The following is a 23,722-nucleotide window of genomic DNA, read 5'->3' as shown; positions in this document are numbered from 1 at the left end:
GCGTGGGTTGCGCAAGCGCCGGTTGAAGCTCGGCGGACGGCTGTCGTTTTGAGTGCGGCTCGGGCGTGACGTGTTCATAGCAAGGCAGGGCAATCGCATAGGGCGGCGCCGGCCCCCACTCCGTCTCGGCTTCGCCGAGCCACCTCTACCCCCACATAGTGGGGGAGAGGAAATACCAAGCTTTTTGAGGGGAGAGCGAACCCAAGTTTTTGGAGGTCGTGGCCCTCGCGATTAGCGTTTCCTCTCCCCCACGGATGTGGGGGTAGAGGTGGATCGGCGAAGCCGAGACGGAGTGGGGGAGCGCCCTATGCGATTACGCTGCCGCTCAAGGCGTCGGCGCGGTTGCTTCAATCAACCCGGCCTGCTTCAGATCGGCCCACAGCGCTGGCGGAATGGTCTCCCTGAGATAGCCAAGGTTCTGCTTCAACTCATCGACAGAGCGCGCTCCCGGAATGACGCTCGATACCAGCGGGTGACCGAGCGGGAACTGCAGCGCTGCCGCCGGCAGCGACACCTTGTGTTTGGCGCAGATCGCCTCGATGCGGCGCACGCGCTCCAGCACCGGCTCCGGTGCCGGCCTCGTGTTGAACGTCGCGCCCTTCACAGCGCCGGTTGCCAGGATGCCGGAATTGTAAGGGCCGCCGATGATGATCCTGGTGCCGCGCTGTTCGCAGAGCGGCAGCAAGGTTGCCAGCGGCTCCTGCTCCAGCAGCGTGTAGCGGCCGGCGAGCAGGAAATAGTCGAAGGCGCCGGCGACGACGAAATCGGACAGCATCTGCCATTGGTTGATGCCGACGCCGACCGCCTTGATGACGCCTTGCGCGCGCAACTCGTCGAGTGCCGGATAGGCGCCGTCCATCGCCTCCTTGAAACGGCTCCTGGCATAGGGATCCTCGCCGGGACCGAAATGGATGGCCTCGTCGGGATCGTGGATCGAGACCATGTCGACATAGTCGGTGTCGAGGCGCTTCAGCGTGCCTTCGAGCGAGCGCATCACGGCATCGCGCGAATAGTCGAACTCGGCGCGGAAGGAGCCGGGCTGGTCCCACAGCGCCGGCTTCAACTCTTCGGGCGGGATCGGCACGAGGTCGTAGCCGATCTTGGACGAGATGACGATGTCCGCGCGGGGCAGCGACTTGATCGCCAGCCCGAGACGCATCTCACTGACACCAAAGCCGTAGACGGGTGCTGTATCGAAATAGCGGATGCCATTGTCATAGGCTGCCTGCACCGTGTTGACCGCGGCGTCCGTATCGACGGCGCGGTACATGTTGCCGAGCCCTGTGCCGCCGAGCCCGATCGTCGTCACCTTCAGGCCATTCTTCGCGACAGCCCTGAATTCGATTTCAGCCATTTTCTCTTCCTGTAATCCCTGATCGTCATTTTTGCCGGCCGCCTTCCCGCGCCCATTCAGACCGCCAAGGCCGTCGTGAATTCGGCGGCGAAAGACCATTGACACAAAAGTTGTCATATAACAATGTAACCAGACGACAAATGTAGCGACGCCTACAAAACGACAGGGGAGGAATGCATGGACGACGACACGAAAAATCAGATGGCCGGCATCAGCCGGCGCAGCGCTTTCGCGCTGGCGGGAAAACTCGGCCTCGGTGCCGCTGGCCTCGCCAGTGGACTGGGCGCCGGCCTTGCAGGCGGTGTCAGTGCCGCCCGGGCAGCCGATTCATCGCCCGGCCTGCCGAAGAAGCCCTACAAGTTCCACTTCGTCTGCCATGTGACGCTCGACCAGTTCTTCACGCCGACGGTCTATGGCATCCAGGATGCCTGCGCGGCCTTCGGCTGCAGCTACCAGTGGACGGGTTCGCAAAAGAACGTCGTCTCCGAAATGGTCAGCGCCATGCAGACGGCGATTGCGCAGAAGTCGGACGGCATTGCCGTTTGCCTGGTCGATCCGACGGCGTTCGACGCCGCCACCGACATGGCGGCGCAGGCCGGCATTCCGGTCGTCGCCTTCAACGCCGACGTGCCGGTCGGCAGCCCCAACAAGCGCCTGTCCTATGTCGGTCAGCCGCTCTACCAGTCGGGCTACAACTCGGCGCTGAAGTGGCTGAAGCTGATCCCCAAGGGCGGCCATGTCATGCTGTCGATCGGCGTGCCGGGTTCGCTCAATACGCAGCCGCGTCTCGACGGCTACATCCAGGCGATCAAGGACAGCGGCAGCGGCGTCACCTACGATGTCGTCAACACCGGTCCGGATCCGGCAACGGAAATCTCGCGCGTCGAGAGCTATTATCTCAGCCACAAGACCGTCAATGGCCTGTTCGGCACCGGCGGCTCCGACACCTATGCCTGCGGTTTCGTGTCCAACAAATACGGGCTGGTGAAAGCCGGCGGTGCGGTTGCCGGCTTCGACCTGTTCCCGCAGACGCTGGACTTCATCAAGGGCGGCGACGTCAACTTCACCACCGACCAGCAGGCCTATCTGCAGGGCTTCCTGCCGGTGCAGCAGATGTATCTCTACAAGCTCTCCGGCGGTCTCGTCGGCCCGGCCAACAGCGACACCAGCCAGGCCTATGTGACCAAGGACAATGTCGACGCCTATGTCGGCAAGTCCCGCTTCGAGGGCCGCTCGGACGTCGAGCCGACCTGACGCTGTCAGCCTATAAACTCCAGCCCTCGCCGCGTCATCCCGGGATGATGCGGCGAGGGTGCCGGTTGCTGCCGTTCAGGCAGTCGTTTCAGAAATCAGGAAGACAATAAGTGCCGCCAAGCAAAGCCATAACAGCCGGGAAAGGCGCCGTCGGCGTCAAGGTTCCGCAGACGATGACGGAAAGGCTGCTCATCCTCTTGTCGCGTTACCGCGAGGCGAGCATCGCGGTCGTCGCCATCGTGCTGGTGATCTATTTCCAGGTGGGCAGCGACGGCGGTTTCCTGTCGCCGCAATTCATGAGCGTGGTGCTGCGCGACACCGGCCGGCTCGGGCTGATCGCCGCGGCGGAAGTCATGCTGATGATCACCGGCGAGATCGATCTGTCGCTCAGCGCCATCTTCTCGATCGCGCCCTATGTCATGGCGCTGCTGTCGGTTACCTATGGTGTGCCGCTGGCCGTCGGCGCGCTGATCGGGGTCCTGATCGGCATCCTGGTCGGCGCCATCAACGGCATCATCACGGTGCGCTTCAAGGTGCCGTCGCTGATCACCACGGTCGGCATGCTGTTCTTCCTGCAGGGCATCGTCGTCTCGATCTACAACAGCCAGCCGATCGTGGCGCCGGTCGAGCAGCCCTTCAACGCCATTTTCGGCCAGAGCCTCTACCAGCCTTCGGACGGCCTGTTCTCGTTGCACGGCATCACGGCCTTCACGCCCTTCCTGTGGGCGGTGGTGCTGGTGCTGGTGCTGGCGCTGGTGCTTTCCCGCACCACATTCGGCCTGCACACCATTGCCACCGGCTCCAACATTATCGGCGCGCGCGAGATCGGCGTGCGCACCGACCGGATGAAGATCTACAATTTCATGATCGCCGGCGGCTTCGCTGCCTTTGGCGGCATCATCAACACGGCCCAGTTCACCTCGGCCGACCCGCAGGCCGGCAGCCCGTTCCTCACCTTGCAGGCAATTGCGGCCGCGGTCATCGGCGGCACTTCGCTACTGGGTGGCTCCGGCACCGTCATCGGCGCGCTGATCGGCGCCTTCGTCGTCGCCTCGCTCAACAACGGCCTGGTGATGATCGGCGCCCAGGCCACTGTGTCCGACATCTATCTGGGTGCTGCCATCATCGCCGCCATGATCCTCTCAATCCAGGTCGACCGCCTGCGCACACGGAGGCGCGTATGAACACGCTGACCATTCCACCGCTCGCCGCCGATGCGCCGACTGTGCTGGAGATGAACAATATCTCCAAGAGTTTCGGCGCCGTCACCGCGCTGGTCGATGTCTCGATCAAACTGCGCAAGGGCGAAGTGCTGGCGCTGGTCGGCGACAATGGCGCCGGCAAGTCGACGCTGATCAAGATCCTGTCCGGCTTTCACCGGCCCGACACCGGCACCATCGTCTCGCAAGGCAAGGAAGTGCGCTTCGCCTCGCCGCGCGATGCGCGCGCGCAAGGCATCGAAACCGTCTATCAGGACCTGGCGCTGGTCGGCGACCTTAGCGTCTTTCACAACATGTTTCTCGGCCGCGAGTATCACAAGCGCTTCCTCGGGCTGAACCTGCTCGACAACAGGAAGATGCGCGAACAGGCGAAGCTCTATCTCGACACGCTCGGCATCACGATCCCCAGCGTCAACAGCACCGTCGACCTCCTGTCGGGCGGACAGCGCCAGTGCATTGCGGTCGCCCGCTCGATCTATTCGTCGCCGAAAATCCTGGTCCTCGATGAACCGCTGGCGGCCCTTGGCGTGCGCGAGAGTGCGCATGTGCTGGGCCTGATCCAGAATTTGCGCCAGCAGCGCCAGGTCTCGGTGATCCTGATCGTCCACAACTACAACCAGATCTTCGAGGTCTGCGACCGCATCAACTTCCTGCATGCGGGCGAGGTCGCGCTTGACGCCTCCACGGCCGACACCAGCGAGGAAGAACTGATCCGCATCGTCAAGTCGGGCCTTGGCACCAGGGCGATCGAAGCCGCCGCGGCCGAAGTCCGGCCGGGCCTCGTATGAACCAGCCGCCGTCAGCGGCTGCCAAAATCCTTGCCGGCAAGAGCTCCCACTTGCCGGTGCCTCGCATGGAGTATTCGTCTTGACGTTCTCACCCACTGAACTCACCAGATCCCTTGGCCGTGGCCTGCTGTCCTTTCCGCTGACCTTTTTCGACGATGACGGCGCGTTCAACGAGGACGGCTATCGTGCCCATGTCGCCAGCCAGGGCACCGCCGGCGCGAGCGGGCTTTTCGCCGCCGGTGGCACCGGCGAGTTCTTCTCGCTGACGCTGGAAGAATACAAGCGCGTGGTGCGCGCGGCGTCGGACGAAGTTCCCGACACCATGCCGCTGCTCGCCGGCGTCGGCTACGGCACGCATATGGCGGTCGAGTTCGCCAAGGCCGCCGAAGCCAATGGCGCCGACGGGCTGCTGGTGCTGCCGCCCTATCTCGTCAAGTCCGAGCAGGAAGGCCTGCGCCGGCATCTCACCGCCATCTGCCGCTCGGTCGGCATCGGCGTGATTGCCTATAACAGGGACAACGCCATTCTGACGCCGGAGACGCTCGAGCGTGTTGCGCAGGATTGCCCGAACCTGATCGGCTTCAAGGATGGCGTCGGCGATATCGAACTCCTCACCGCAACGCGCTACCGCATGGGCGACCGGCTGGTCTTCATCGGCGGCATGCCGACGGCCGAAGTCCATGCCAGTGCGGCGGCGGCGATCGGCATGACGACCTATTCCTCGGCGATCTACAATTTCGCGCCTGATATCGCGCTGCGCTTCTTCAACGCTCTTCGCGCCGGCCGCGCGGCGGAAGTCGGCGATCTCATCCGCTCGTTCTTCCTGCCCTATCTCGCCATCCGCAACCGGCGTGCCGGCTATGCCGTGTCGATCGTCAAGGCGGGCGCGCGCATTGCCGGCATCGATTGCGGACCGGTGCGGTCGCCGCTTCTCGACCTGACCGCCGACGAAGAGCGTCAACTCACTGATCTCATGCAGTCCTGCAAGATGCCGGTGGCGGAGCTGGCGTAGGCACAAATGGATTGGGCGGGCGAATTGAAGACCAACGGCGCGTCAGGGCGGTTCGCCGTTTCGCGGAAACGCCGAACAGCCTTATCCCTTTGTTTGGACGCAATTCCCAAGGGAAAGCGCTATGCGCTTTTCCCGGGAAAACCGTCTCACACTTTTCCTGGAATTGCTCTAGCCGTCGACCATGCGGCGGTAGCGCTCGCGCCCGGCTTCGAGATGCTCGCGCAAGGTGAAGCGGGCGGCTTCGACATTCTGCCGCTCGATCGCCTGATAGATGCGGCGATGCTCCATCTGGACCTGCTCCAGATAATGCCGCCGCTGCTCGGGCGTCTCGTCCCGCGGGCGCATCAGCTGGCGCGGAATGAGGACGGGTCCGAGGAAATGCATGAAGCGTTCGAAATAGGGATTGCCGGTGGCAGACGCGATCGCCCGGTGGAAGGCGAAGTCCGGCTCGATGGCGCTTTCGCCGGCGGCGATCGAGGCGTCGATGGCATCGAGGCAATCGCGCATGCGTGTAAGGTCGTCGTCACCGCGCTTTTCGGCGGCAAGGCCCGCGGCTTCCAGTTCCACCGCGAGCCGAAGCTGCAGCACGTTCTGGACTTCGGTCAGCGAATGCAGCTCGTCGGAAATAATGCGGAATGTGGTGTTGGTCTCATGATCGGCAACGAACACGCCGGAGCCTTGGCGGCTCGTCACCAGTCCTTCGGAGCGCAGCGACGCCATGGCCTCGCGGATCACCGTGCGGCTGACGCCGAATTGCGCGATCAACTCCTGCTCGGTCGGCAATTTCTCGCCACTGGTCAAATGACCTGCCCGTATTTCGCGCGCAAACCAGTCGGCAACCTGCGCCGTGCGGCTGATCTGCGGGGGAAGGCCAAAGGAACGTTTCATCGTCCCCAAGCAATAAACGAACCGCGTTTCTTGGCAACCCATTATTTGTCTGGTGATATGATAAGATTTCCAGCGCGCCAGCCGCGCCCAACCTTCATTCGCCTTGCCTCATCCGCGCAAACATATCCGCCGTCTCGGCGAAAGGGCAGAGCGTGATGATCTCGGAAAAACCGGTGCTGCTGACTGGAGCTTCCGGCACGATCGGACGGCTGTTGTCAGCTAGGCTCGCGGCGCTGGGCTGGACCTTGCGGCTCACCGATATCGTGCCCTTGCCGATCCCGCTGCCGCACAATGCCAGCTTCACCATCGCCGATATCGAGGACCGGCAGGTGGTGAACGATCTCGCGCAGGGCTGCGGCCTGATCCTGCATTTCGGCGGCATCTCCACCGAGCAGTCCTTCGAGACCGTGCTTGGCCCCAATTTCCGCGGTGCCTTTCACATTTACGAGGCGGCGCGCAGAGAGAAGGCGCGCGTGGTGTTCCCGTCTTCGGTGCATGCGGTCGGCCTTTACGAGCGCACGGAGATTCTCGACCAGGACTGCCTGCTCAGGCCCGACGGTTACTACGGCCTGTCGAAGGCCTATGGCGAGATGTTGGCGCGGCTCTATTTCGACAAGCATGCGGTGGAAAGCGTGCTGATCCGTATCGGCTCGGTGCTGCCCGAAGTGCCCGACGAACGCATCCTGTCGACCTGGATATCGCATGACGATTTCGTGCGACTGATCGAGCGCTGCGCGGCGGCCGAAAAAGTCGATTGCTCCGTCATCTGGGGCCAATCCAACAACAGCCGCGGCTTCTGGCGGCACGATGCCCGAGAGACGCTCGGCTGGGCGCCGCTCGACAGTTCCGACAGCCAGGCCGAACGGGTGCGCGGCAAGGTGACGGACAATCCGGTGGTCGAGCGTTATCAGGGCGGCAAGTTCATCGTCGTCGACTACAGCCGCGACGGATTGCCGCCGCGCGAGATGTTTCCGGAGGAATAGTCCCTTAAGCCGCCGGCGCCTTCCGCCCGGCGATCAAATCCGCCGCCTTCTCGGCAATCATGATGACGGCCGCGTTGGTGTTGGAAGACACGATGCTCGGCATGACCGAGCTGTCGCAGACGCGCAGCCCCTGCAAGCCGCGCACGCGAAGCTCAGGATCGACGACGCTGTCGGCGCCCTGCATGGCCGCGCCCGGCAGATGCTCGCGGCTGATGTATTTGGCGAAGGCCGGCTGCGACAGGATCTCGCGGCTGATCTCGATGCCGTCAATGGCGCGTTCGAGATCGTAGCGCTCGGCAAACGGGTTGGGGTCGATAACAGGGGCTTCGCGCAGGTCTGCGGACTTGAGCGTGACGCTGCCGCGCGAACGAGGCCGCACATGGTAGGAATTCAGCGTGCAGCCATTGCCGCCGGGCACCGAGCCGATGCCTTCCTCGACGCCGGCGCCGGGCAGGAAATGGAACTGGATGTCGGGCGTTTTCTCCGCGCGGTCGCCCCACCAGAAGCCGCCGGCCTCGACGATGTTGGAAGCCACCGGTCCCTTGCCGAACAGCGCGTATTCGATACCGGCAACGGCCTGCCAGCGCTTCTTCTTGTAGCGGTCGATGCCATGCGGTCCGTTGAGCTCGGCGACGACATCGACATCCATGTGGTCGTGCAGATTCTGACCGACGTTTTTCGCGTCGTGGATCACCTTGATGCCGTGCTCGCCGAGATGCGCGGCCGGGCCGATGCCGGACAGCATCAGCAGTTTCGGCGAGCCGATGGCGCCGGCGGTGACGATGACCTCGCGTTCGGCGCGCAGCAATTCCGTGCGGCCGTTGACGAGGATCTCGACGCCGATGGCGCGGCCGTTCTCGACCACGATGCGGCTGACCGTTGCATCGGTGCGCAGCGTCAAATTCTTGCGGCCGAGCGCAGGCTTCAGATAGGCGACTGCCGTGCTTGAGCGTTTCCCCCGGCGCGTCGTCGTCTGGTAGAAGCCCGCGCCCGCCTGTTCGCCGGCATTGAAGTCGGCGCGGAAGGGAAGGCCGGCCTGCTGCGCCGCCTTGACGAAGACCCGCGTCAGCGGATGCGGTGCGCCGCTTGAGACGCCGAGCGGCCCGTCAATGCCGTGCTGCGCATCGGCGAAGGTGTCGTTGCCCTCGGAGCGGACGAAATAGGGCAGCACGTCGGCATAGCTCCAGCTCGTGCAGCCATCGTCGGTCGCCCAACCATCGTAATCCTGCGGGCAGCCGCGGGTGAAGACCTGGGCGTTGATCGAGGAGCCGCCGCCCAGCACGCGCGCCTGCGGATAGACCATGGTCCGGCCGTCGATCGCCTTGCCGGGCGCGGTGTCATAACCCCAGATCAGCGGTCCCGACGTCATCTTGAAGAAGCCGACCGGTAGATGGATGTAGCGGTCGGTGTCGGGCGGGCCGGCTTCGAGCAGGACGACTGAGACGTCCGGGTCTTCGCTCAGCCTAGCGGCCAGAATGCAGCCGGCCGAACCGCCGCCAACGATAATGTAATCCGGCATTCTCACTCCCTTTGCCGGGGCAAAATCACTGCCCCCTTCTCTTGCGCGCGACGATCTCAAGTCGCTTGTGCCGCGTCAAGAGAAAGGGTATGGTTATCGTGTTGAAGGGTTGTCGTACAAGTAGAGGAACTTGACGACCAGTCACCAGGAGGTCCCGGCCGCGCTCCCCGCGCAAGATGCCGGGCGGAACAGAATTCAATCGGGAGGTTTTCGAGACATGAAGGACACGAAGAATTTTACGGTCAATCGGCGCACGCTGATGATGGGCGCCACCGCCGGCGTGGCGGCACTCGCCATGCCGAGCGTGCTGCGCGCGCAGGACAAGCCGACGCTGGTGACATCGATCCGCTCTTTGTCCAACCCGTATCACGCGGTGTGGAAGACCGGCGCCGAGGCCTACGCCAAATGGGCTGGGCTCGAACACGTCACGCTGGTTTCGGAAGGCAACAGCGAGAAGGGCATTGCCGACATCAAGGCGATGCTGGCCAAGACCGGTGGCAATATGGTGCTGAACTCCGATCCGAACGACACGCCGGATGCGCGCCCGATCGTCGAAGCCTGCGCCAAGGCCGGCGCCTATGTGGTGACGCAGTGGAACAAGCCTGGGGATTTGCATCCCAAGGACTTCAACCCGAACTATGTCTCGCATATCGAGTTCGACGGCATCGACAGCGGCAAGACCATCGCCGAGATCCTCTTCAAGACCATCGGCGGCAAGGGCGGCATCGTCGCGCTCGGCGGCCTGATCTCGACCACGGCGGCGATCGAACGCAAGAAGGGTCTCGACGCGGCGCTTGCCGCCAACCCCGACATCAAGTTGCTCGACTTCCAGGTCGCCAACTGGAAGTCGACCGAAGCCTTCGACCTGATGGGCAATCTGCTCACCCGCTTCGGCGACGACATCAAGGGCATCTGGGCCGCCAATGACGATATGGGCTCCGGCGCGCTGGAAGCGTTGCGCGCCGAGAACCTCGCCGGCAAGGTGCCGATCGTCGGTGTCGACGGCATCAAGACGGCGGTCGACGCGGTGCGCACCGGCGAGTTCGCCTGCACCGTCACGTCGGATCCGTTCTGGCAGGGCGGCATGGGTCTGGCCATCGGCTACAACGCCAAGATCGGCAAGTTCGACCCGACCAAGGAGCCGCCGGAACACCGCGAATTCTACGGCAAGGCGGTGCTGATCTCGCACGACAATGTCGAGGAATATTACAAGACCAATGTCGACGCGAAGCCCGAGATCGACTGGAACGATCTGTGGGGCCGGGTGACCGGAGCGATCCGCACCTGATCCATCGGAGCGGGCTGCAACTCCCTGGCGGCCCGCTTCCTCCCGCAGCCGTCGCGATCCCCTTGTCGCGACGGCTGTCACCAGCAGACGGGAAGCGGTTTCTTGACAATCCATACAGAACCCCTGAAGTCCGTTTCGGACATCGAGCGGACGACTTCCATGAGTTTGATCCCCGGCCGCATCGCCACATTCTTCGGCGGCAGGCGCTGGCGCAGCCTGGCGCCGCTGGCGGTGCTGATTGTGCTGTGCGTCCTGATCGCCATTGCCAATCCCAATTTCATCGAAGTCCGCAATCTGGTGCGGCTTGCCAATTCGGCCGCCGTGCCGCTGACGCTGGCGATGGGGCTGACCTTCATCATCCTGATGGGCAGCATCGACCTGTCGGTCGAAGGCACTCTATCGGTGTCGGCGATGGTGCTCGTGCTGCTCGCAGCCAACGACGGCAATGGCAACGACTATGGCTGGTGGGCGGTGCTCGCCGCAATCGTCGCCGGCACCGCGATGGGCTTTGTCAGCGGTCTCGTCCAGACCATGCTGCGCATCCCGTCCTTCATGGGCACGCTCGGCATGTGGTTCATCGGCCTTGGCTTGTCGGTCTATATGCTCGGCGGCTCGGCCATCAAGCTGAACGATGCCTCGATCCGCGACCTCGCCCTGCACCGTTTCCTCGGCCTGCCGGTGGCGGTCTGGGTCGCGACCGGAGCTTTCCTGTTCGCCACTGTCATCCAGTACCACACCAAGCTCGGCCGCCACATTCTGGCGATCGGCGGTGACGAGGATGTCGCCAAACTCTCCGGCGTCAATGTGGTGCGCGTGCGCATCACCGCCTTTGCGCTGGCCGGTTTCTTCTTCGGTATTGCCGGCGTGCTGGCCGCAGCGCAGCTCGGCCAGTCGCACGCCGTCATCGGCGACGGCAGGCTGTTTGCGGCCGTCACCGCCGTGGTCGTCGGCGGCACGGCTTTGACCGGCGGCGAGGGCGGCGTCGTCAACACCCTGATCGGCGTGCTGATCGTCACCGTGCTTGCCAATGGCATGATCCTGCTCGGCATCTCGCCCTACATCCAGCAGACGGTGCAGGGCCTGATGATCATCGCCGCGGTGGCGCTGTCGCTCGACCGCGTCCGGCTCAGAATCGTGAAGTGAGCGCCATGCTGCAGGCGTCCAACATCATCAAGAATTTCCCCGGCGTCCAGGCCTTGCGCGACGTCTCCATCGAGGTGCGGCCCAACGAAGTGGTCGGGCTGATCGGCGAGAACGGCGCCGGCAAGTCGACCCTGATGCGAGTGCTGGCCGGCGGCTACCGCCCGGACGGCGGCAGTCTCACCCTGGACGGGGAACAGCTGCGCATGCGCAATGCCCGCGACGCCGCGCGGCACGGCATCGGCATGGTGTTCCAGGAACAGTCGCTGGTGCTCAACCTGACGGTCGCCGAAAACATCTATCTCGGCGAGGAGGACCGCTTCACCCGTTTCGGCCTCGTCAACTGGCGGGCCATGAACGCGGCGGCACGGCGGCAGCTGGCCAAGATCGGCATCGACATCGACGTTACCGCGCGCACCTCCGAACTCACCTTCGCCGCGCGCCAGATGGTGGAGCTCGCCAAGGCGCTGACCCTGGAGGAAGTGGTCGAGCGGCAATTGCTCATCCTGCTCGACGAGCCGACCTCGGTGCTCAACGCCGCCGACATCGAAGTGCTGTTCGCACGCGTGCGCTCGCTCAAATCCCGCGCCAGCTTCGTCTTCGTTTCGCACCGGCTCGACGAGGTGCTCAACATCTCCGACCGCGTCTACACGATGAAGGACGGCGCTGTCGTTGCCGAGCACCGGGCCGCCGAGGTGACCGCGCCGGAGTTGCATGAGATCATGGTCGGGCGTGGGTTGCAGGCAGAGTACTACCGCGAGGCCCGCCAGCAACCGCCGCGCAACACGGTGATGGTCGAGGCCAAAGGCCTTGGCGCGAACGGCTTCTATCACGGCGTCGATCTCTCGATTCGTGCCGGCGAGATCGTCGGCATTGCCGGCGTCGTCGGCTCAGGCCGCGAAGAGGTGACGCGGACCATTGGCGGCTTCGTGCAGCATGATGCGGGCGAAATGAAAATCGCCGGCGATGCCGTGCGCTTTGGCTCGCCGGAACCGGCGGTGCGCAAGGGCATCGGCTATGTGCCGCGTGAGCGCCGGCTCGAAGGGCTGGTGATGTTCCTGTCGATCGCGGAAAACATTTCGCTCGCCGATCTCTCCAGCGTCATGCGCCATGGCGCCATCGATTATGGCAAGGAGCGCAGGCTTGCCGCCGACTGGATCAAGCGGCTGCGCATCAAGGCGCCGGGTCCCGATGCCGCCTGCCGCAAGCTCAGCGGCGGCAACCAGCAGAAGGTGGTGCTGGCGCGCTGGATGACGGCGGGTTCGCGCATCCTGGTGCTCGACCATCCGACGCGCGGGCTCGATGTCGGCGCCAAGGAAGAGGTCTACGAACTGGTGCGCGATCTCTCGGCGCAAGGCGTGGCGATCCTTTTGATCTCCGACACGCTGGAGGAAACGATCGGCCTGTCGCACCAGGTGCTGGTGATGCGCGACGGCGCAATCACCGCGCGCTTCGATGCCAGCCCCGGCAACAAGCCCAAACAGGTCGATTTGTTAAGAGCGATGGTGTGAGCCGATGAATGAACCGTTCTCCATCAAGCGGGTGTTCGAAGGCAAGTGGACGCAGGGCGCCATTCCGCTGATCCTGCTGGTCGCGCTGCTGTTGATCATCGAGATCGCCGCGCCCGGCTTCCTGACCGGCGAAACCGTGGCGCTGCTGTTTGCCAACACCGCCGTGCTGTTCATCCTGGCGACCGGCGTCACCTTCGCCATCCTGCTCGGCGGCATCGATTTGTCGATCCAGGCCGTGGCGTCGCTGGCCAGCGTCATCCTGGCGCAATTGCTGCCCTCGCTCGGCCTTGCCGCCTTTCCGGTGGCGATCCTGTCCGGCCTTGCCTTCGGCATCCTGAGCGGCGTCGTCCACGTCAAGCTGCGGGTGCCATCCTTCGTGGCGACTCTCGCCACCGGCGGCGTGGTCACCGGTTTGGCGCTCTGGGTCTCCAATGGGCGCGCCATCACCATCGAGGAAGGCGGGCGCGAAAACACCGCGTGGATCAATGCCACCGTCGCCGGCATTCCGGTGGTGGTGCTGATCTCGGCGGTCATCGGCATCGCTGCCTTTCTGGCGCTGCGCTACACGCGCTTCGGCCGCCAGGCGATCGCGGTCGGCGCCGGCGAGCCCGCGGCCTGGGCGGCGGGCATCAATGTCGACCGCACCAAGATCATCGCCTTTGCCGCCTCTGGCATGCTCGCCGCTGTCGCCGGCGTCGTGCTGGCAGCCAGGCTGTCGAGCGGCTCGCCGGTGCTGGCCAACCAACTGCTGCTGCCGGCCATTGCCGCCGTCATCGTTGGCGGCACGGCGATCACCGGCGGGCTGGGCGGCGTTGCACGCACGGCGGTCGGCGCGCTGATCATCTCGATCGTGCGCATCGGCATGACCTTCGTCGGCGTCAACATTTTCCTGGAAAACATGGTGTTCGGCGCGGTGCTGATCGCCGCCGTCGCCATCACCATCGACCGCAGCAAGATCGCGGTCATCAAGTGATCCCGCCTCCCAAGCAAGCGCGGACAGGACGGGACCGCATCGGCGCGAGGCCGATGCGGTCCGGCCTGATCAGATCACATCGTGTCGAGGCCGATCAGTTCGATCTTGTAGCCGTCGGGGTCTTCGACGAAGGCGATGTGGGTGGTGCCGTGCTGCATCGGGCCGGGCTTTCGCGGGATCTTGGCGCCGCGCTTTTCCAGTTCCGCGCAGACGGCGTAGATGTCGTTGACGCCGAGCGCCAGGTGGCCGAAGCCGGTGCCGATCTCATAGGGTTCCTCGCGGCCCCAGTTCAGCGTCAGCTCGACAACGGCTTCCTTGTCCTCGGGGCCGTAGCCGACAAAGGCGTTGGTGAATTTGCCGCCGGGATAGTCGTCGCGGCGCAGCAAGGTCATGCCGAGCACTTCGGTGTAGAAGGCGATCGACTTGTCGAGGTCGAGCACCCTGATCATGGTGTGCATATAGCGAAAGCCCGGGGCGTCGCTCATTGGGTAAGTCCTCCGAATTCAGGGATTTGCTGGTCTGACCGTCCACATCAAACGGTAGGCGTGGCTTCGCTTGATGTTCTAAATCAGGGTTGTATGATAACACGACAACGCCAGTATTTGTCCAGTCGTTTTCCCGAGGGGTCCAGAGCCAATCCATGAATGCCGTGCCGCCACCCTCCGCATCGCAGATCGCTGCCCTGGCCGGCCTGCTGCCGAATGGCGGGCTGCTGACCGAGGAAGAGGATCTGGCGCGCTACAGCCGCGACTGGTCGGGCGACCATTTCGGCCGGCCGCTGGCGGTGGCGCGGCCATCCTCGGTGGAGGAAATGTCGGCGCTGATGCGATTCTGCCATGCCGAGCGCATTCCGGTCGTGCCGCAAGGCGGCCTGACCGGGCTCGTCGGGGCAGCGGTGGCGGCGGATGGCGGCGAGGTCGTCATCTCGCTGGAGCGCATGAACAGGATCCGCTCGATCAGCCCGATCGACTTCGCCATGGTGGTCGAGGCCGGCTGCATCCTCGAGGATGCCAAGCGCGCCGCCGAGGAGAGCGACTGCCTGTTGCCGATCACCTTCGGCGCACAAGGCAGCTGCCGCATCGGTGGCAATGTCGCCACCAATGCCGGCGGCTTCAATGTGCTGCGCTACGGCATGACGCGCGACCTGGTGCTCGGCCTCGAAGTGGTGCTGGCCGACGGCCGGATCTGGAACGGGCTAAAAGTGCTGCGCAAGGACAATCGCGGCTATGATCTGAAGCAGATTTTCATCGGCTCGGAAGGCACGCTCGGCATCGTCACCGCCGCGGCGCTGAAACTGTTTCCCAAGCCGACGCAGATCGAAACAGCACTGGTTGGCCTGCGCTCCGTCGAGGACGCGATGGCGCTTTATGCCCGCGCCCGGCGCGATTGCAGCGATCTGCTCACCGCTTTCGAACTGATCCTGCGCATCGGCATCGAGATCACCATGCGCGAAGGCCAGGATTTTGCCGATCCGCTTGATAAACCCTATCCGGTCTATGTGTTGATCGAGGTTTCCTCCGGCGGTCTGATCGACCTCTCCAGCATGCTGCTCGGTTTCCTCGGCAGCGTCGACGATATCGTCGAGGACGGCATCATCGCCTCGACGCGAGCCCAGGCCGAGCGGCTGTGGCTCTACCGCGAGATCATGGTCGAGCGGCAGGGCAGGGGCGGCCGCTATCTGCGCACCGATGTGTCGGTGCCGATCTCCAGGCTTGCCGATTTCGTCAGGGATGCGCTGACCGCTCTCGACAAGGCGCGGCCCGATGCGCTGGCGGTCACCTACGGCCATGTCGGCGACGGCAACATCCACCTCAATGTGGTGCCGCCGGCAGGCATGGCACCGGAAGCGATCGAGCATCTGTTCGAAGAGGCGGAAGCCGAGATTTTCACCGTCGTCGACCGCTATGGCGGCTCGATCAGCGCCGAGCATGGCATCGGCCGGGTCAAACAGAAGGCATTCCTCGAACGCATCGATCCGGTGACGCTCGATCTTGCCGCCGGCATCAAGGACGCGTTCGACCCGCGCCATATCTTGAGCAACGGCCGCATTCTGGCGTCCGCATCCGCCGTCGACTATAGGTGAGCGATGACGCTGAAACTCGACAAGGTCAATCGCGGCCCACACCTCTCCACTCTGGTGGCCAGTTCCATCTCGCGCGAGATCGCGCAAGGCCGGCTGAAGACGGGCGACCAGCTGCCGACCGAACAGGCGCTGGCGACCACCTTCGGGGTCAGCCGCAACGTCGTGCGCGAGGCCATCGCGCGGCTGCGCTCGGAAGGCCGCATCTGGTCGCAGCAGGGCCGCGGCGCCTTTGTGGCGGAGACCAACAACCCGACGGTGCTGACCATCGACCATGAGACGCTGCAGCGCGCCGATTCCTTCCGCAACCTGTTCGAACTGCGCGGCATCCTCGAAGTGCAGGCGGCAGCCCTTGCCGCGAAGCGGCGCGGCGACGCCGATCTGAAAGCCATGGGCGATGCGCTGTCCGGCATGCGCGCCGCGCCCTATGGCAGCGTCGCCTGGCTGCGCAGTGACCTCGAATTCCACCGCACCGTCGCCGAGGCGACGCGCAATTCCTACATGGGCCAGTTCCTGGTCTTCGTGTCCGAGCGCGTGCGCGAAAGCATTCTTGCCGCCGGCAACCAGCAGAAATCCGACGACATGGCCCGCATTACGCTCGGCGAGCACGAGCGCATTTTCGCCGCCATCCGCAATGGCGATGTCGAAGGGGCGCAAGCAGCGATGCGCGACCACCTGGCGGGCGCGGCACTGCGGGTTGGGCTGCATGATGGGGAGGCGGTTGTTGAGGCAGCGCCGGTGCCGGAGGTGGCATCGCCGGTGCGGCATTCGAGGTTGCGGAAGGCTGTGCGTGAGCAGTTCTAGGCCGTGAGCCCATAAATCAGCCGGGCGGACGACTTGCCGGCGTCCGCTATGCACCGAAAGCGACCAACGTTTGCAGCGCAGCTAAAAGAAGCAATGGGCCACAAGCAGAAGTTAACTCAACTTGCTCGTAAGGGGCGCACATACTGCTCCGGCAGGCCCGCCTTCCGCAGGGCATCAATCAAGTGTTGCTGAGCTTCAGGGCGTGCGTAGTGCAGTACCTGGATCACATTCCGAAGCGATAAATCCGGTTTCACCAGCTTCACCTTGGCGATCACCTCACTTGCACCAGTTAAGTCGCCTAATTGCGCGCGCGCGGCGGCTAGATACAAGAAGCCACTGGAGCGTTGTACAGGGACACTCTCGAGCGCTTCGACTGCGTCAGCATATCGAGCGAGGTCAAAGAGCGTCAGGCCGCGAACCGCTGCAAACCAATCGGGCACGAAGGGACCCAAGCCTATGGCGGCATCGATTGTGGCCAACGCATCGGCCGGCCTGCCACTGGCGCGCTGCCAGTTCGCGTAGTCGCCCTTAATCTGTATATCGGCCGGATTGAGTGTCAGCGCCCTGTCAAAATGGAAGCGTGAACGGTCATGGTCGCCTGTCCAAAGGTAGTAGAGCGCTCTTGCCCAATGAGACGTGGCGTCGTTGGCATCTAGTTCCAGCGCTTGTTTCGAAGCGCTCTCAGCCTTGGCCATCTGATCGTCATCGAGCAGAATGACATTGCTCATGGTAAGAGCTATCGCCAGCCAGGCATGAGCGAGTGCAAAATGCGGATCGACGGCAATTGCGCGCTCAAGTAGGGGTACGGCTTCGGCATCACGCTGATGGTCACATAGGTCGCGGCCTTGTAACAGACAGTCATAAGCCGACCAGCTAGTAGTTGGTTTTGCACGGGCTTTTGCTGCTTCTGCAGCGTACATACGGCCCTCCAGCGTTGTTACGATTGCGGCCACAACAAGGTCCTGGATAGCGAAGATATCCTGCGCATCGCGATCGTAGCGGTCGGCCCAGACGTGATTGCCGGTTCTGGCATCGACCAATTGGGCTGTGATGCGTATTCGGTCGCCCAATTTGCGTAGACTACCCTCAACTACATAGGCAACGCCCAGTTCCCGCGCTACTTCGATATGACTTTTTCCTCTGTTGGCAAAATGAAACGACGCGTGGCGAGCTACTACGGATAGGCCGCGAAAGCGGGCGAGTTCGGTAATGATATCCTCGGTGATCCCGTCGGAAATGTACTGTTGCCCGGGATCACCACTCATGTTGGTAAATGGCAGTACTGCTATGGACGGTTTGATTCGTTCTACCGCTGTTGGTCGCACCGATGTTCCTGAGGGAGCTCCCAGACGATAGACCCGGACCGGCTGGGCGATATTCTTGAGTTGCTGCTCACCCATGTCTTCAAACGAGAGATCAAGGCGACTTCCTACGCTGTCATGAACCATGCCGGTGACTGCAACGCCGCCCGCCGGGGCAAGTCCCTCGATCCGCGCAGCGACGTTCACGCCTTCACCGAAAACATCGCCATCCTCAGCAATCACATCCCCCAAGGTGACGCCAATGCGGAGTTGGATGGCTCGGTCCTCTGGCAGCTCTGCGTTCCGTGCTGCCATATCCTTCTGTAATGCAACTGCGCAGGCCACGGCCTTCACGACGCTGGGGAATTCCGCGAGAAAGCCATCCCCCATAGACTTAAACAGCCGACCTTGGTGCTCGGCGATCCTAGTTTCGATCACTTCGGCGCGGAGGTTCCGTACGACCGTCAGAGTGCCGTCCTCGTCCACGCCCATGAGGCGACTGTAACCGACTACATCGGCTGCAAGGATGGCAGCCAGATGGCGCTGAACGGAGTTCTCCACCACTCGATAGTGCCCCAGTTGGTCACCTGGGCTCCTTGCAGAGCCTGGTTGATGACACGATAGCACTGCCGCGCCTGGCCGCAACCAGTGGTCCCGGAGCGAAGTCAGGCTGCTACGCGTCATGTCTGCTAGGGGCCACTCCACCGCGCTATTTCAGCGGCAGAAAAAGCACAAGCACCACTTCGCGCAGCGGCCCGTTCGGTAAGAACGAAAAATGTCGTTGGCAATAGATCGGAAAGTCGCGCGCCTCCTCGCCGCTGGCGGGAAGCCATTCGCGATAGAGGTAAAGTGCTGCGGGCTCGAGATTGTTGGTGTTACCGGGATAGCGCAGCACCGCGCAGCGTCCGCCGGGAATCACGCCAGCCTTCATCTGCGCGTCCTCGATCGGCAGGTCGGTTCCGGCGCAGATGTCCATGCTGTAGTCGGCAGGCACCGCCGGCTCCCTTTCGGACCGGAAGATGTTGAAGGTCGAGCTTGTCTCGGGCGACAGGCCGGCGGCTTTGCACCAGGCGATGAAGCGCTGGATGGTGTCCTGGAGCGTCGCCCGGTCGCCGCGATGCTCCATGATCGCCACCGGTGTCGGCGGCACATCGCGGATCGTTACGTCGTTGGGTTCGAAGATTATCTGCATGAGCGTGGTCCTTGCTTTTTCGAGCGGCCCGAAGGCTATGAGCCACGCCCCCCAGTCGGGAGACTTCCGGAACGACGAAGGCGATTGTCCGAACCGTTGCCGAAAGGCTCGGGCGAAGGCATCCGGTGCGTCGTAGCCGGCGTCCATCGCAATATCGGTGACGCTTTGGGCGTCGCTCTCGGCAAGCCTATAGGAAGCGCGCTTCAGGCGGGCGAGCTGGACATAGCGATGCACGGACAGCCCGAAGGTTGACGTGAACTGCCGGTGGAAATGGAACTTCGAGAACGCCGCAACGCCGCTCAAAGCTTCCAGGCCCAGATCATCGTCCAGATGCTGGTCGATATGATCCAGCACCCGCTGCATCCGGGCTTGGTAGTTTTCAAGTGGCGTCATCAAACGTCTCGTCCTGCGTGGCGACACCAGATAGGCGCTCCGGGACATGTCGCGCTCGACCGATCTTGCGGTTTGACATGGAAGGACGAGTGGCCGCCAGCCTACAGGCGCGGCTGATCTGGCGGAGAGTGATGCGGCTGCGGAGGTGACGCCTGCGGCATTCACGGCTGTGGAAGGCTGTCCGCGGGTAAGCTGGCGGATAGGTAATGGTATTGTGGCGGCCAAACACATGGACCGCTACCTGCTGATTCACTTTCCGGTCGAACTCATGATCCACAACGCGATGTTCGACCTGATTGTGCTCCCGTCTAATCACTTTGGACGCCGCCCTAGGAAGGCGACCTCATCAATCAGATCGATCCCGCAGCTTCGGCGTGGCGGATAGATCCCACGAATGCCGCCGCTAAAGTCATATCTTAATTCCTTTCGCGCGGAGCAAATCGTTGAAGTCCATGTGCGACACCTTCTCAAGGCTGCATATGTCCGGGATCCGGCGCTTGTTTGTGCTCGGCTGGAAAACGTTAGCCTTTTCCATGCTCACCACAGGAAGTTTCAGCGTCTTGGCGAGAGCGATGATGGATATGTCGTTGAGGCCGACGGTCCCTTTTCGGTTCCCATTGTACTCTGAAATCACGGATTCATGAACGACCCTCATGCGTTCAACATGCTCCAGGTAGGCTTCCCAAGCCCAGTCACCGTTGCCTATTTCCCTGATTAGGCAGTGGCCATGATCCTTGATACAGGTGCCAAGGGTGCCTGTAATGGACAGCATTTCATCATAGATTTCGGGCGTGCAGCAAAATACGCCCTCCTTGATGAGGTTTTGGACCCGGTCCCACAGCCCCTCATAGATATCCCCGGGGAGGACTTCCCACGGATTGCTGATCCCGGATGTGTCCAAGCAATACTCAGTCATTCGACATCCAGTTCGACCGAATGTCATTAAGATGATCTAGGTTCCTAATCCCCATGAACTCGGCGGCGTTGTGGTTCGTGATCCGACCAGTGTTCCACGCCTCAAGGACAAGGCCCGTGTATAGATCACCCTTGGAACTGCGATAACGCGAGCCGTAATATTTTGGCCTACCAAAGCTCTGATATTCTTCTTCCTGCTTCACAAACTCTGGTCTTTTCACGCGCCAGTAAAACGATGGCTGCACATAACCAAGGTTGACAAGACGTATGAGAGCGGCGTGTGGGCTGACTGCGTATCTTGCGGAGACTGATGCCAGATGGTCATCTGCTATCGATTGAGAACCCTTCGGGAATTTCCCCATGAAAGCAGTCACCGAATCTGCTGGCATGAGAAAAGCAGCCGCGAAGCGATTGCACCACCCTTCTATTTTTTTTAGCGAAGTGCCATTTCCAAAGCGCGGGTAGCTGCTGAGAGCGCTTTGCCTCAGCAGGATATGTGCAAACTCATGTACCAGCGTGAATGCTGTGCCGCCCGGCGACTCGTTGCCAAAAACGATGATTGGGAAAGTCTCGCTATAGAGACATATACCTCGGGTTCTGACACGGCTCAGGCCGCTTTGTTTGAGTACAAGAATTCCAAGTTCTTCCAGCCTCTGCCGAAGGATGGCAGGAAAGCCATCTCGGTCCTTACTCGACCGCATCCTTGTCTGTATCTCTACGGGGAACTTGATCTGTTCACGGACCCGAGATGCCGCTCTGTCGACATTGTCTTCGATGCTGCAATATAGCTCGGATGGGAATGCAGTTGGATGCTCCCCAATCAGGTCTAGGAGATCGAGGGTGTTCAGCCGGCTCTCTTCAGCCCAAGCTTGCACTTCGACAAGGGCAGCAGCTTCAGAGGCCGCCGGCGGGATCCTATGGAAGCGAAAATCGGGAGCCAGTTTAGGCTGCTGGACAGCAGGTATGTCTCTTGAGAAAAATTCGAGAAACGGTCGCCCATACATATCCGCAAGCGCTCGTGCCTGCCTGACGGTCGGTGCGTCCGACCTTTCATCGTGCTCCCACGCGATAACTCTCTCTGGCGGAACATGTATCCGGCGGGCCGCGTCTTCAACACCAATGCTCACCCGCTCCCGCGCCCATCTCATGACGCGTGGATTGTATGGAATCTCCCTTTTTGCTGCCGTTGCCATGCAGTGAGTCTAGAAACCTCGCCCCTCGAAATCCATCGCTTTCTTGGCAGGGTGAACCGATTTCGTTAACGCCAGCCCAAAATCTGTGGTGGCACTCAAAATGCTTCGTAGGCCATCTGCCTATCTCGTCACTCCGCCGCCGGCCCCACCAGCGACACCCCGTTCAGTCCCGCCACAATATCCGACAGCGCCGGCACAAACTTCTCACCATGGCCGGTGGTAACTGCCGTGGCAAACCCATTCCGCACCGCCGAGCCGATCGGGTTGGCGACGCCGGCGGCCTGGGCGAAGGAGGCGAGGTAGGTCATGTCTTTCAGCGCGTTGGCGATGGCGAAGCGCTGGGCGTTTTCGTTGCGGTTGAGGACGAAATCGAAGAAGGCCTGGTAGAAGCCGCAATCCATGCGGCTGCCGGAGATGACGCTGTTGAAGACCTGCGGCGTCAGGCCGGCCTTGGCGCCCAGCGTCAGCGCTTCGGAATAGATCGCGGAATAGCCCATCGAGACGAAATTGTTGAGCAGCTTCATGGTGTGGCCGCTGCCGGTCGGGCCCGTGTGGACGACACGGGCGGCGAAGGCTTCGAGCACCGGCCGCGCGCGGGCGACGATCTCGGCCGGGCCGCCGACCATGACGTCGAGCTTGCCCTCGGCGGCTTCCTTGGGCGTGCGCGCCAGCGGCGCGTCGATCAGCGTTATGCCTTGCTGGGCGAGGTCGGCGGCCAGTGCTGTCGTCGATGAGGGATTGGAGGTCGAGCAGTCGATGATCAGCAGCGGCTTTCCTGCTGCAGCAAGGCCGTCCGGACCCTTGATCAGCATCTCGACTTCGCGCGAACCGGTGACGCACAGGATGACGATGTCGCAGGCGGCGGCGAGTTCGCGCGGGCTTGCCGCTTCGGTGGCACCGGCCGCGATCAAACGGTCGGCGGCGGTGCGGCTGCGATGCACATGCACCGTCAGCGGCCAGCCCTTGCGCAGCAGATTGTCGGCCATGCCGGCGCCCATGCTGCCCAGGCCGATGAAGCCGATGCGTTCCTTCATGCAATCCTCCTATCGCCCGCGCCTGCAGGCTGAACTTTCGTCACCTTGCGGCGGGCACCTGTCGATGCAATCCTTTGAACAAGAATCGAACCGGAGTCGCGCCGATGGCGGAGCCCATGACTTTCGATGCCATACCGCAGGCGCCCAATCTCAGGACCGGGCTGGTCAACACGCTGATCGCGCAGATCGAATCCGGCGACCTTGCGCCGGGCCAGCGGCTGCCGACCGAACAGGAGATCGTTGCAGCGACCGGCGTCAGCCGCACCGTGGTGCGCGAGGCGCTGGCGGCGCTGCGCGCCCGCGGGCTGATCACCACGCGCCAGGGCCTCGGCGCTTTCGTCGCCAAGGACCCGCTGCCGAAGACGTTTTCCGTGCTGCCCGACGATCTCGAATCGATCGACGAGGTGCTGCGGGTGCTCGAACTGCGCATGGGCATCGAGGTGGAAGCGACCGGCCTTGCCGCCGAGCGGCGCAGCGAGGCGGCGCTGGCGCAGATGAGCGCGCGGCTCGATGCGCTGGAGGCGGCGGTGCGCGCCGGCGGCTCCGGCTCGGAAGAGGATTTCGGTTTCCACCGCGCCATTCTTGCGGCGACGCAGAACCCGAATTTCACCCGGCTGTTCGACACGTTCGGCAGCGCCATGATCCCGCGCCAGTGGACGCGGCTCGACCGGATGACGGATGCCGAGCGGGAAAAATATCTCGACCGCATGCAGCGCGAGCATCGCGCCATCCTCGGGGCGATCGAGGCGAGGGACGTCAACGCGGCGCGGCGCGCCATGCGCAGCCATCTGACCAAGAGCTATGCCCGCTTCGAGGATCTGCGCGACAAAGCTGTTCACGAATAAGGGGCCGCTCACGAATAAGGGGCAAGTCACGACTG

General features: G+C 62.9%; 21 protein-coding genes. 12 read left to right on the top strand and 9 right to left on the bottom strand.

Going from position 1 to position 23,722, the window contains the following annotated elements; genetic code table 11:
* Window positions 1–325: 325 nt before the first annotated feature.
* Window positions 326–1,354: an aldo/keto reductase gene (locus AC1DYO_RS06435; protein ID WP_477261389.1), complete on the bottom strand. Its 1,029-nt coding sequence runs from the start codon at window positions 1,352–1,354 to the stop codon at window positions 326–328.
* Between the two features lie 177 nt (window positions 1,355–1,531).
* Here AC1DYO_RS06435 and AC1DYO_RS06430 point away from each other — a divergent pair, with 177 nt between their 5' ends.
* From AC1DYO_RS06430 to kdgD, 4 genes are all read left to right on the top strand, one after another.
* Entirely contained in the window at window positions 1,532–2,608 is a 1,077-nt protein-coding gene (locus AC1DYO_RS06430) for a substrate-binding domain-containing protein (RefSeq protein ID WP_477261387.1), read from the top strand.
* Between the two features lie 110 nt (window positions 2,609–2,718).
* Window positions 2,719–3,792: an ABC transporter permease gene (locus AC1DYO_RS06425; protein ID WP_477261385.1), complete on the top strand. Its 1,074-nt coding sequence runs from the start codon at window positions 2,719–2,721 to the stop codon at window positions 3,790–3,792.
* The gene (locus AC1DYO_RS06420; protein ID WP_477261383.1) at window positions 3,789–4,616 is read left to right on the top strand and encodes an ATP-binding cassette domain-containing protein; all 828 of its coding nucleotides are present in this window, start codon (window positions 3,789–3,791) and stop codon (window positions 4,614–4,616) included. Before AC1DYO_RS06425 ends, AC1DYO_RS06420 begins: the two co-directional genes overlap by 4 nt.
* Before the next feature lie 79 nt (window positions 4,617–4,695).
* The gene (gene kdgD, locus AC1DYO_RS06415; protein ID WP_477261381.1) at window positions 4,696–5,628 is read left to right on the top strand and encodes a 5-dehydro-4-deoxyglucarate dehydratase; all 933 of its coding nucleotides are present in this window, start codon (window positions 4,696–4,698) and stop codon (window positions 5,626–5,628) included.
* Between the two features lie 168 nt (window positions 5,629–5,796).
* On the opposite strand, the gene AC1DYO_RS06410 is transcribed toward kdgD, so the two are convergent.
* On the bottom strand, window positions 5,797–6,516 hold the full coding sequence (locus tag AC1DYO_RS06410) for a FadR/GntR family transcriptional regulator (RefSeq protein WP_477261379.1): 720 nt from the start codon (window positions 6,514–6,516) through the stop codon (window positions 5,797–5,799).
* Window positions 6,517–6,671: 155 nt separating this feature from the next.
* Here AC1DYO_RS06410 and AC1DYO_RS06405 point away from each other — a divergent pair, with 155 nt between their 5' ends.
* Complete coding sequence (locus AC1DYO_RS06405) at window positions 6,672–7,499, top strand: NAD-dependent epimerase/dehydratase family protein (protein ID WP_477261378.1); 828 nt, start codon at window positions 6,672–6,674, stop codon at window positions 7,497–7,499.
* 4 nt (window positions 7,500–7,503) lie between these two features.
* Here the strand turns inward: AC1DYO_RS06405 and AC1DYO_RS06400 are convergent, their stop codons facing one another.
* On the bottom strand, window positions 7,504–9,018 hold the full coding sequence (locus tag AC1DYO_RS06400; protein ID WP_477261376.1) for a GMC family oxidoreductase: 1,515 nt from the start codon (window positions 9,016–9,018) through the stop codon (window positions 7,504–7,506).
* A gap of 217 nt (window positions 9,019–9,235) precedes the next feature.
* On the opposite strand from AC1DYO_RS06400, the gene AC1DYO_RS06395 reads away from it, so the two are divergent.
* The 4 genes from AC1DYO_RS06395 (at window position 9,236) to AC1DYO_RS06380 (ending at window position 13,930) form a co-directional block, all read left to right on the top strand.
* Window positions 9,236–10,306 (top strand): sugar ABC transporter substrate-binding protein, encoded by a 1,071-nt coding sequence (locus AC1DYO_RS06395; RefSeq protein ID WP_477261374.1) that lies wholly within the window; start codon window positions 9,236–9,238, stop codon window positions 10,304–10,306.
* Between the two features lie 159 nt (window positions 10,307–10,465).
* The gene (locus tag AC1DYO_RS06390; protein WP_477261372.1) at window positions 10,466–11,449 is read left to right on the top strand and encodes an ABC transporter permease; all 984 of its coding nucleotides are present in this window, start codon (window positions 10,466–10,468) and stop codon (window positions 11,447–11,449) included.
* Between the two features lie 5 nt (window positions 11,450–11,454).
* Window positions 11,455–12,957 (top strand): sugar ABC transporter ATP-binding protein, encoded by a 1,503-nt coding sequence (locus tag AC1DYO_RS06385; RefSeq protein ID WP_477261483.1) that lies wholly within the window; start codon window positions 11,455–11,457, stop codon window positions 12,955–12,957.
* A gap of 4 nt (window positions 12,958–12,961) precedes the next feature.
* Complete coding sequence (locus AC1DYO_RS06380) at window positions 12,962–13,930, top strand: ABC transporter permease (protein WP_477261370.1); 969 nt, start codon at window positions 12,962–12,964, stop codon at window positions 13,928–13,930.
* A gap of 74 nt (window positions 13,931–14,004) precedes the next feature.
* Here the strand turns inward: AC1DYO_RS06380 and gloA are convergent, their stop codons facing one another.
* Window positions 14,005–14,415 carry a lactoylglutathione lyase gene (gene gloA, locus AC1DYO_RS06375; protein WP_019856614.1) on the bottom strand — a complete coding sequence of 137 codons (411 nt, stop codon included), beginning with the start codon at window positions 14,413–14,415 and terminating at the stop codon, window positions 14,005–14,007.
* Between the two features lie 155 nt (window positions 14,416–14,570).
* Here gloA and AC1DYO_RS06370 point away from each other — a divergent pair, with 155 nt between their 5' ends.
* Window positions 14,571–16,013 (top strand): FAD-binding oxidoreductase, encoded by a 1,443-nt coding sequence (locus AC1DYO_RS06370; protein ID WP_477261368.1) that lies wholly within the window; start codon window positions 14,571–14,573, stop codon window positions 16,011–16,013.
* A 3-nt stretch (window positions 16,014–16,016) separates the two neighbouring features.
* Window positions 16,017–16,814 carry a FadR/GntR family transcriptional regulator gene (locus AC1DYO_RS06365; RefSeq protein WP_477261366.1) on the top strand — a complete coding sequence of 266 codons (798 nt, stop codon included), beginning with the start codon at window positions 16,017–16,019 and terminating at the stop codon, window positions 16,812–16,814.
* 116 nt (window positions 16,815–16,930) lie between these two features.
* Here AC1DYO_RS06365 and AC1DYO_RS06360 read toward each other — a convergent pair whose 3' ends face one another.
* The 5 genes from AC1DYO_RS06360 to AC1DYO_RS06340 all read right to left on the bottom strand — a co-directional run bounded on the left by AC1DYO_RS06360 (window position 16,931) and on the right by AC1DYO_RS06340 (window position 22,842).
* Window positions 16,931–18,679 (bottom strand): adenylate/guanylate cyclase domain-containing protein, encoded by a 1,749-nt coding sequence (locus tag AC1DYO_RS06360; RefSeq protein WP_477261364.1) that lies wholly within the window; start codon window positions 18,677–18,679, stop codon window positions 16,931–16,933.
* Window positions 18,680–18,824: 145 nt separating this feature from the next.
* Window positions 18,825–19,700: an AraC family transcriptional regulator gene (locus AC1DYO_RS06355; protein ID WP_477261481.1), complete on the bottom strand. Its 876-nt coding sequence runs from the start codon at window positions 19,698–19,700 to the stop codon at window positions 18,825–18,827.
* 409 nt (window positions 19,701–20,109) lie between these two features.
* Window positions 20,110–20,601, bottom strand: a complete 492-nt coding sequence (locus AC1DYO_RS06350) for a DUF4411 family protein (RefSeq protein ID WP_477261363.1) — start codon at window positions 20,599–20,601, stop codon at window positions 20,110–20,112.
* A gap of 7 nt (window positions 20,602–20,608) precedes the next feature.
* Complete coding sequence (locus AC1DYO_RS06345) at window positions 20,609–21,808, bottom strand: ImmA/IrrE family metallo-endopeptidase (RefSeq protein WP_477261361.1); 1,200 nt, start codon at window positions 21,806–21,808, stop codon at window positions 20,609–20,611.
* 128 nt (window positions 21,809–21,936) lie between these two features.
* Complete coding sequence (locus AC1DYO_RS06340) at window positions 21,937–22,842, bottom strand: NAD(P)-dependent oxidoreductase (RefSeq protein WP_477261359.1); 906 nt, start codon at window positions 22,840–22,842, stop codon at window positions 21,937–21,939.
* A gap of 104 nt (window positions 22,843–22,946) precedes the next feature.
* Between AC1DYO_RS06340 and AC1DYO_RS06335 the strand changes: the two genes are divergently transcribed.
* Complete coding sequence (locus AC1DYO_RS06335; protein ID WP_477261357.1) at window positions 22,947–23,687, top strand: FadR/GntR family transcriptional regulator; 741 nt, start codon at window positions 22,947–22,949, stop codon at window positions 23,685–23,687.
* The last annotated feature ends 35 nt before the right edge of the window (window positions 23,688–23,722 follow it).

The organism is Mesorhizobium sp. P2_F5 (genome assembly GCF_056403715.1).
The sequence above is the reverse complement of the archived record's forward strand: the minus strand, read 5'-3'. Positions and strand labels throughout refer to the sequence as shown.

Excerpts from the sequence above, each read along its gene's own strand:
- AC1DYO_RS06405 (WP_477261378.1), top strand. The coding sequence starts at position 6,672 with ATGATCTCGGAAAAACCGGTGCTGCTGACTGGAGCTTCCGGCACGATC.
- AC1DYO_RS06355 (WP_477261481.1), bottom strand. The coding sequence starts at position 19,700 with ATGACGCCACTTGAAAACTACCAAGCCCGGATGCAGCGGGTGCTGGAT.
- AC1DYO_RS06410 (WP_477261379.1), bottom strand. The coding sequence starts at position 6,516 with ATGAAACGTTCCTTTGGCCTTCCCCCGCAGATCAGCCGCACGGCGCAG.
- AC1DYO_RS06345 (WP_477261361.1), bottom strand. The coding sequence starts at position 21,808 with ATGGCAACGGCAGCAAAAAGGGAGATTCCATACAATCCACGCGTCATG.
- AC1DYO_RS06380 (WP_477261370.1), top strand. The coding sequence starts at position 12,962 with ATGAATGAACCGTTCTCCATCAAGCGGGTGTTCGAAGGCAAGTGGACG.
- AC1DYO_RS06390 (WP_477261372.1), top strand. The coding sequence starts at position 10,466 with ATGAGTTTGATCCCCGGCCGCATCGCCACATTCTTCGGCGGCAGGCGC.
- AC1DYO_RS06430 (WP_477261387.1), top strand. The coding sequence starts at position 1,532 with ATGGACGACGACACGAAAAATCAGATGGCCGGCATCAGCCGGCGCAGC.
- AC1DYO_RS06395 (WP_477261374.1), top strand. The coding sequence starts at position 9,236 with ATGAAGGACACGAAGAATTTTACGGTCAATCGGCGCACGCTGATGATG.
- AC1DYO_RS06435 (WP_477261389.1), bottom strand. The coding sequence starts at position 1,354 with ATGGCTGAAATCGAATTCAGGGCTGTCGCGAAGAATGGCCTGAAGGTG.
- AC1DYO_RS06420 (WP_477261383.1), top strand. The coding sequence starts at position 3,789 with ATGAACACGCTGACCATTCCACCGCTCGCCGCCGATGCGCCGACTGTG.
- AC1DYO_RS06335 (WP_477261357.1), top strand. The coding sequence starts at position 22,947 with ATGGCGGAGCCCATGACTTTCGATGCCATACCGCAGGCGCCCAATCTC.
- AC1DYO_RS06340 (WP_477261359.1), bottom strand. The coding sequence starts at position 22,842 with ATGAAGGAACGCATCGGCTTCATCGGCCTGGGCAGCATGGGCGCCGGC.
- AC1DYO_RS06385 (WP_477261483.1), top strand. The coding sequence starts at position 11,455 with ATGCTGCAGGCGTCCAACATCATCAAGAATTTCCCCGGCGTCCAGGCC.
- AC1DYO_RS06400 (WP_477261376.1), bottom strand. The coding sequence starts at position 9,018 with ATGCCGGATTACATTATCGTTGGCGGCGGTTCGGCCGGCTGCATTCTG.
- AC1DYO_RS06365 (WP_477261366.1), top strand. The coding sequence starts at position 16,017 with ATGACGCTGAAACTCGACAAGGTCAATCGCGGCCCACACCTCTCCACT.
- gloA (WP_019856614.1), bottom strand. The coding sequence starts at position 14,415 with ATGAGCGACGCCCCGGGCTTTCGCTATATGCACACCATGATCAGGGTG.
- AC1DYO_RS06370 (WP_477261368.1), top strand. The coding sequence starts at position 14,571 with ATGAATGCCGTGCCGCCACCCTCCGCATCGCAGATCGCTGCCCTGGCC.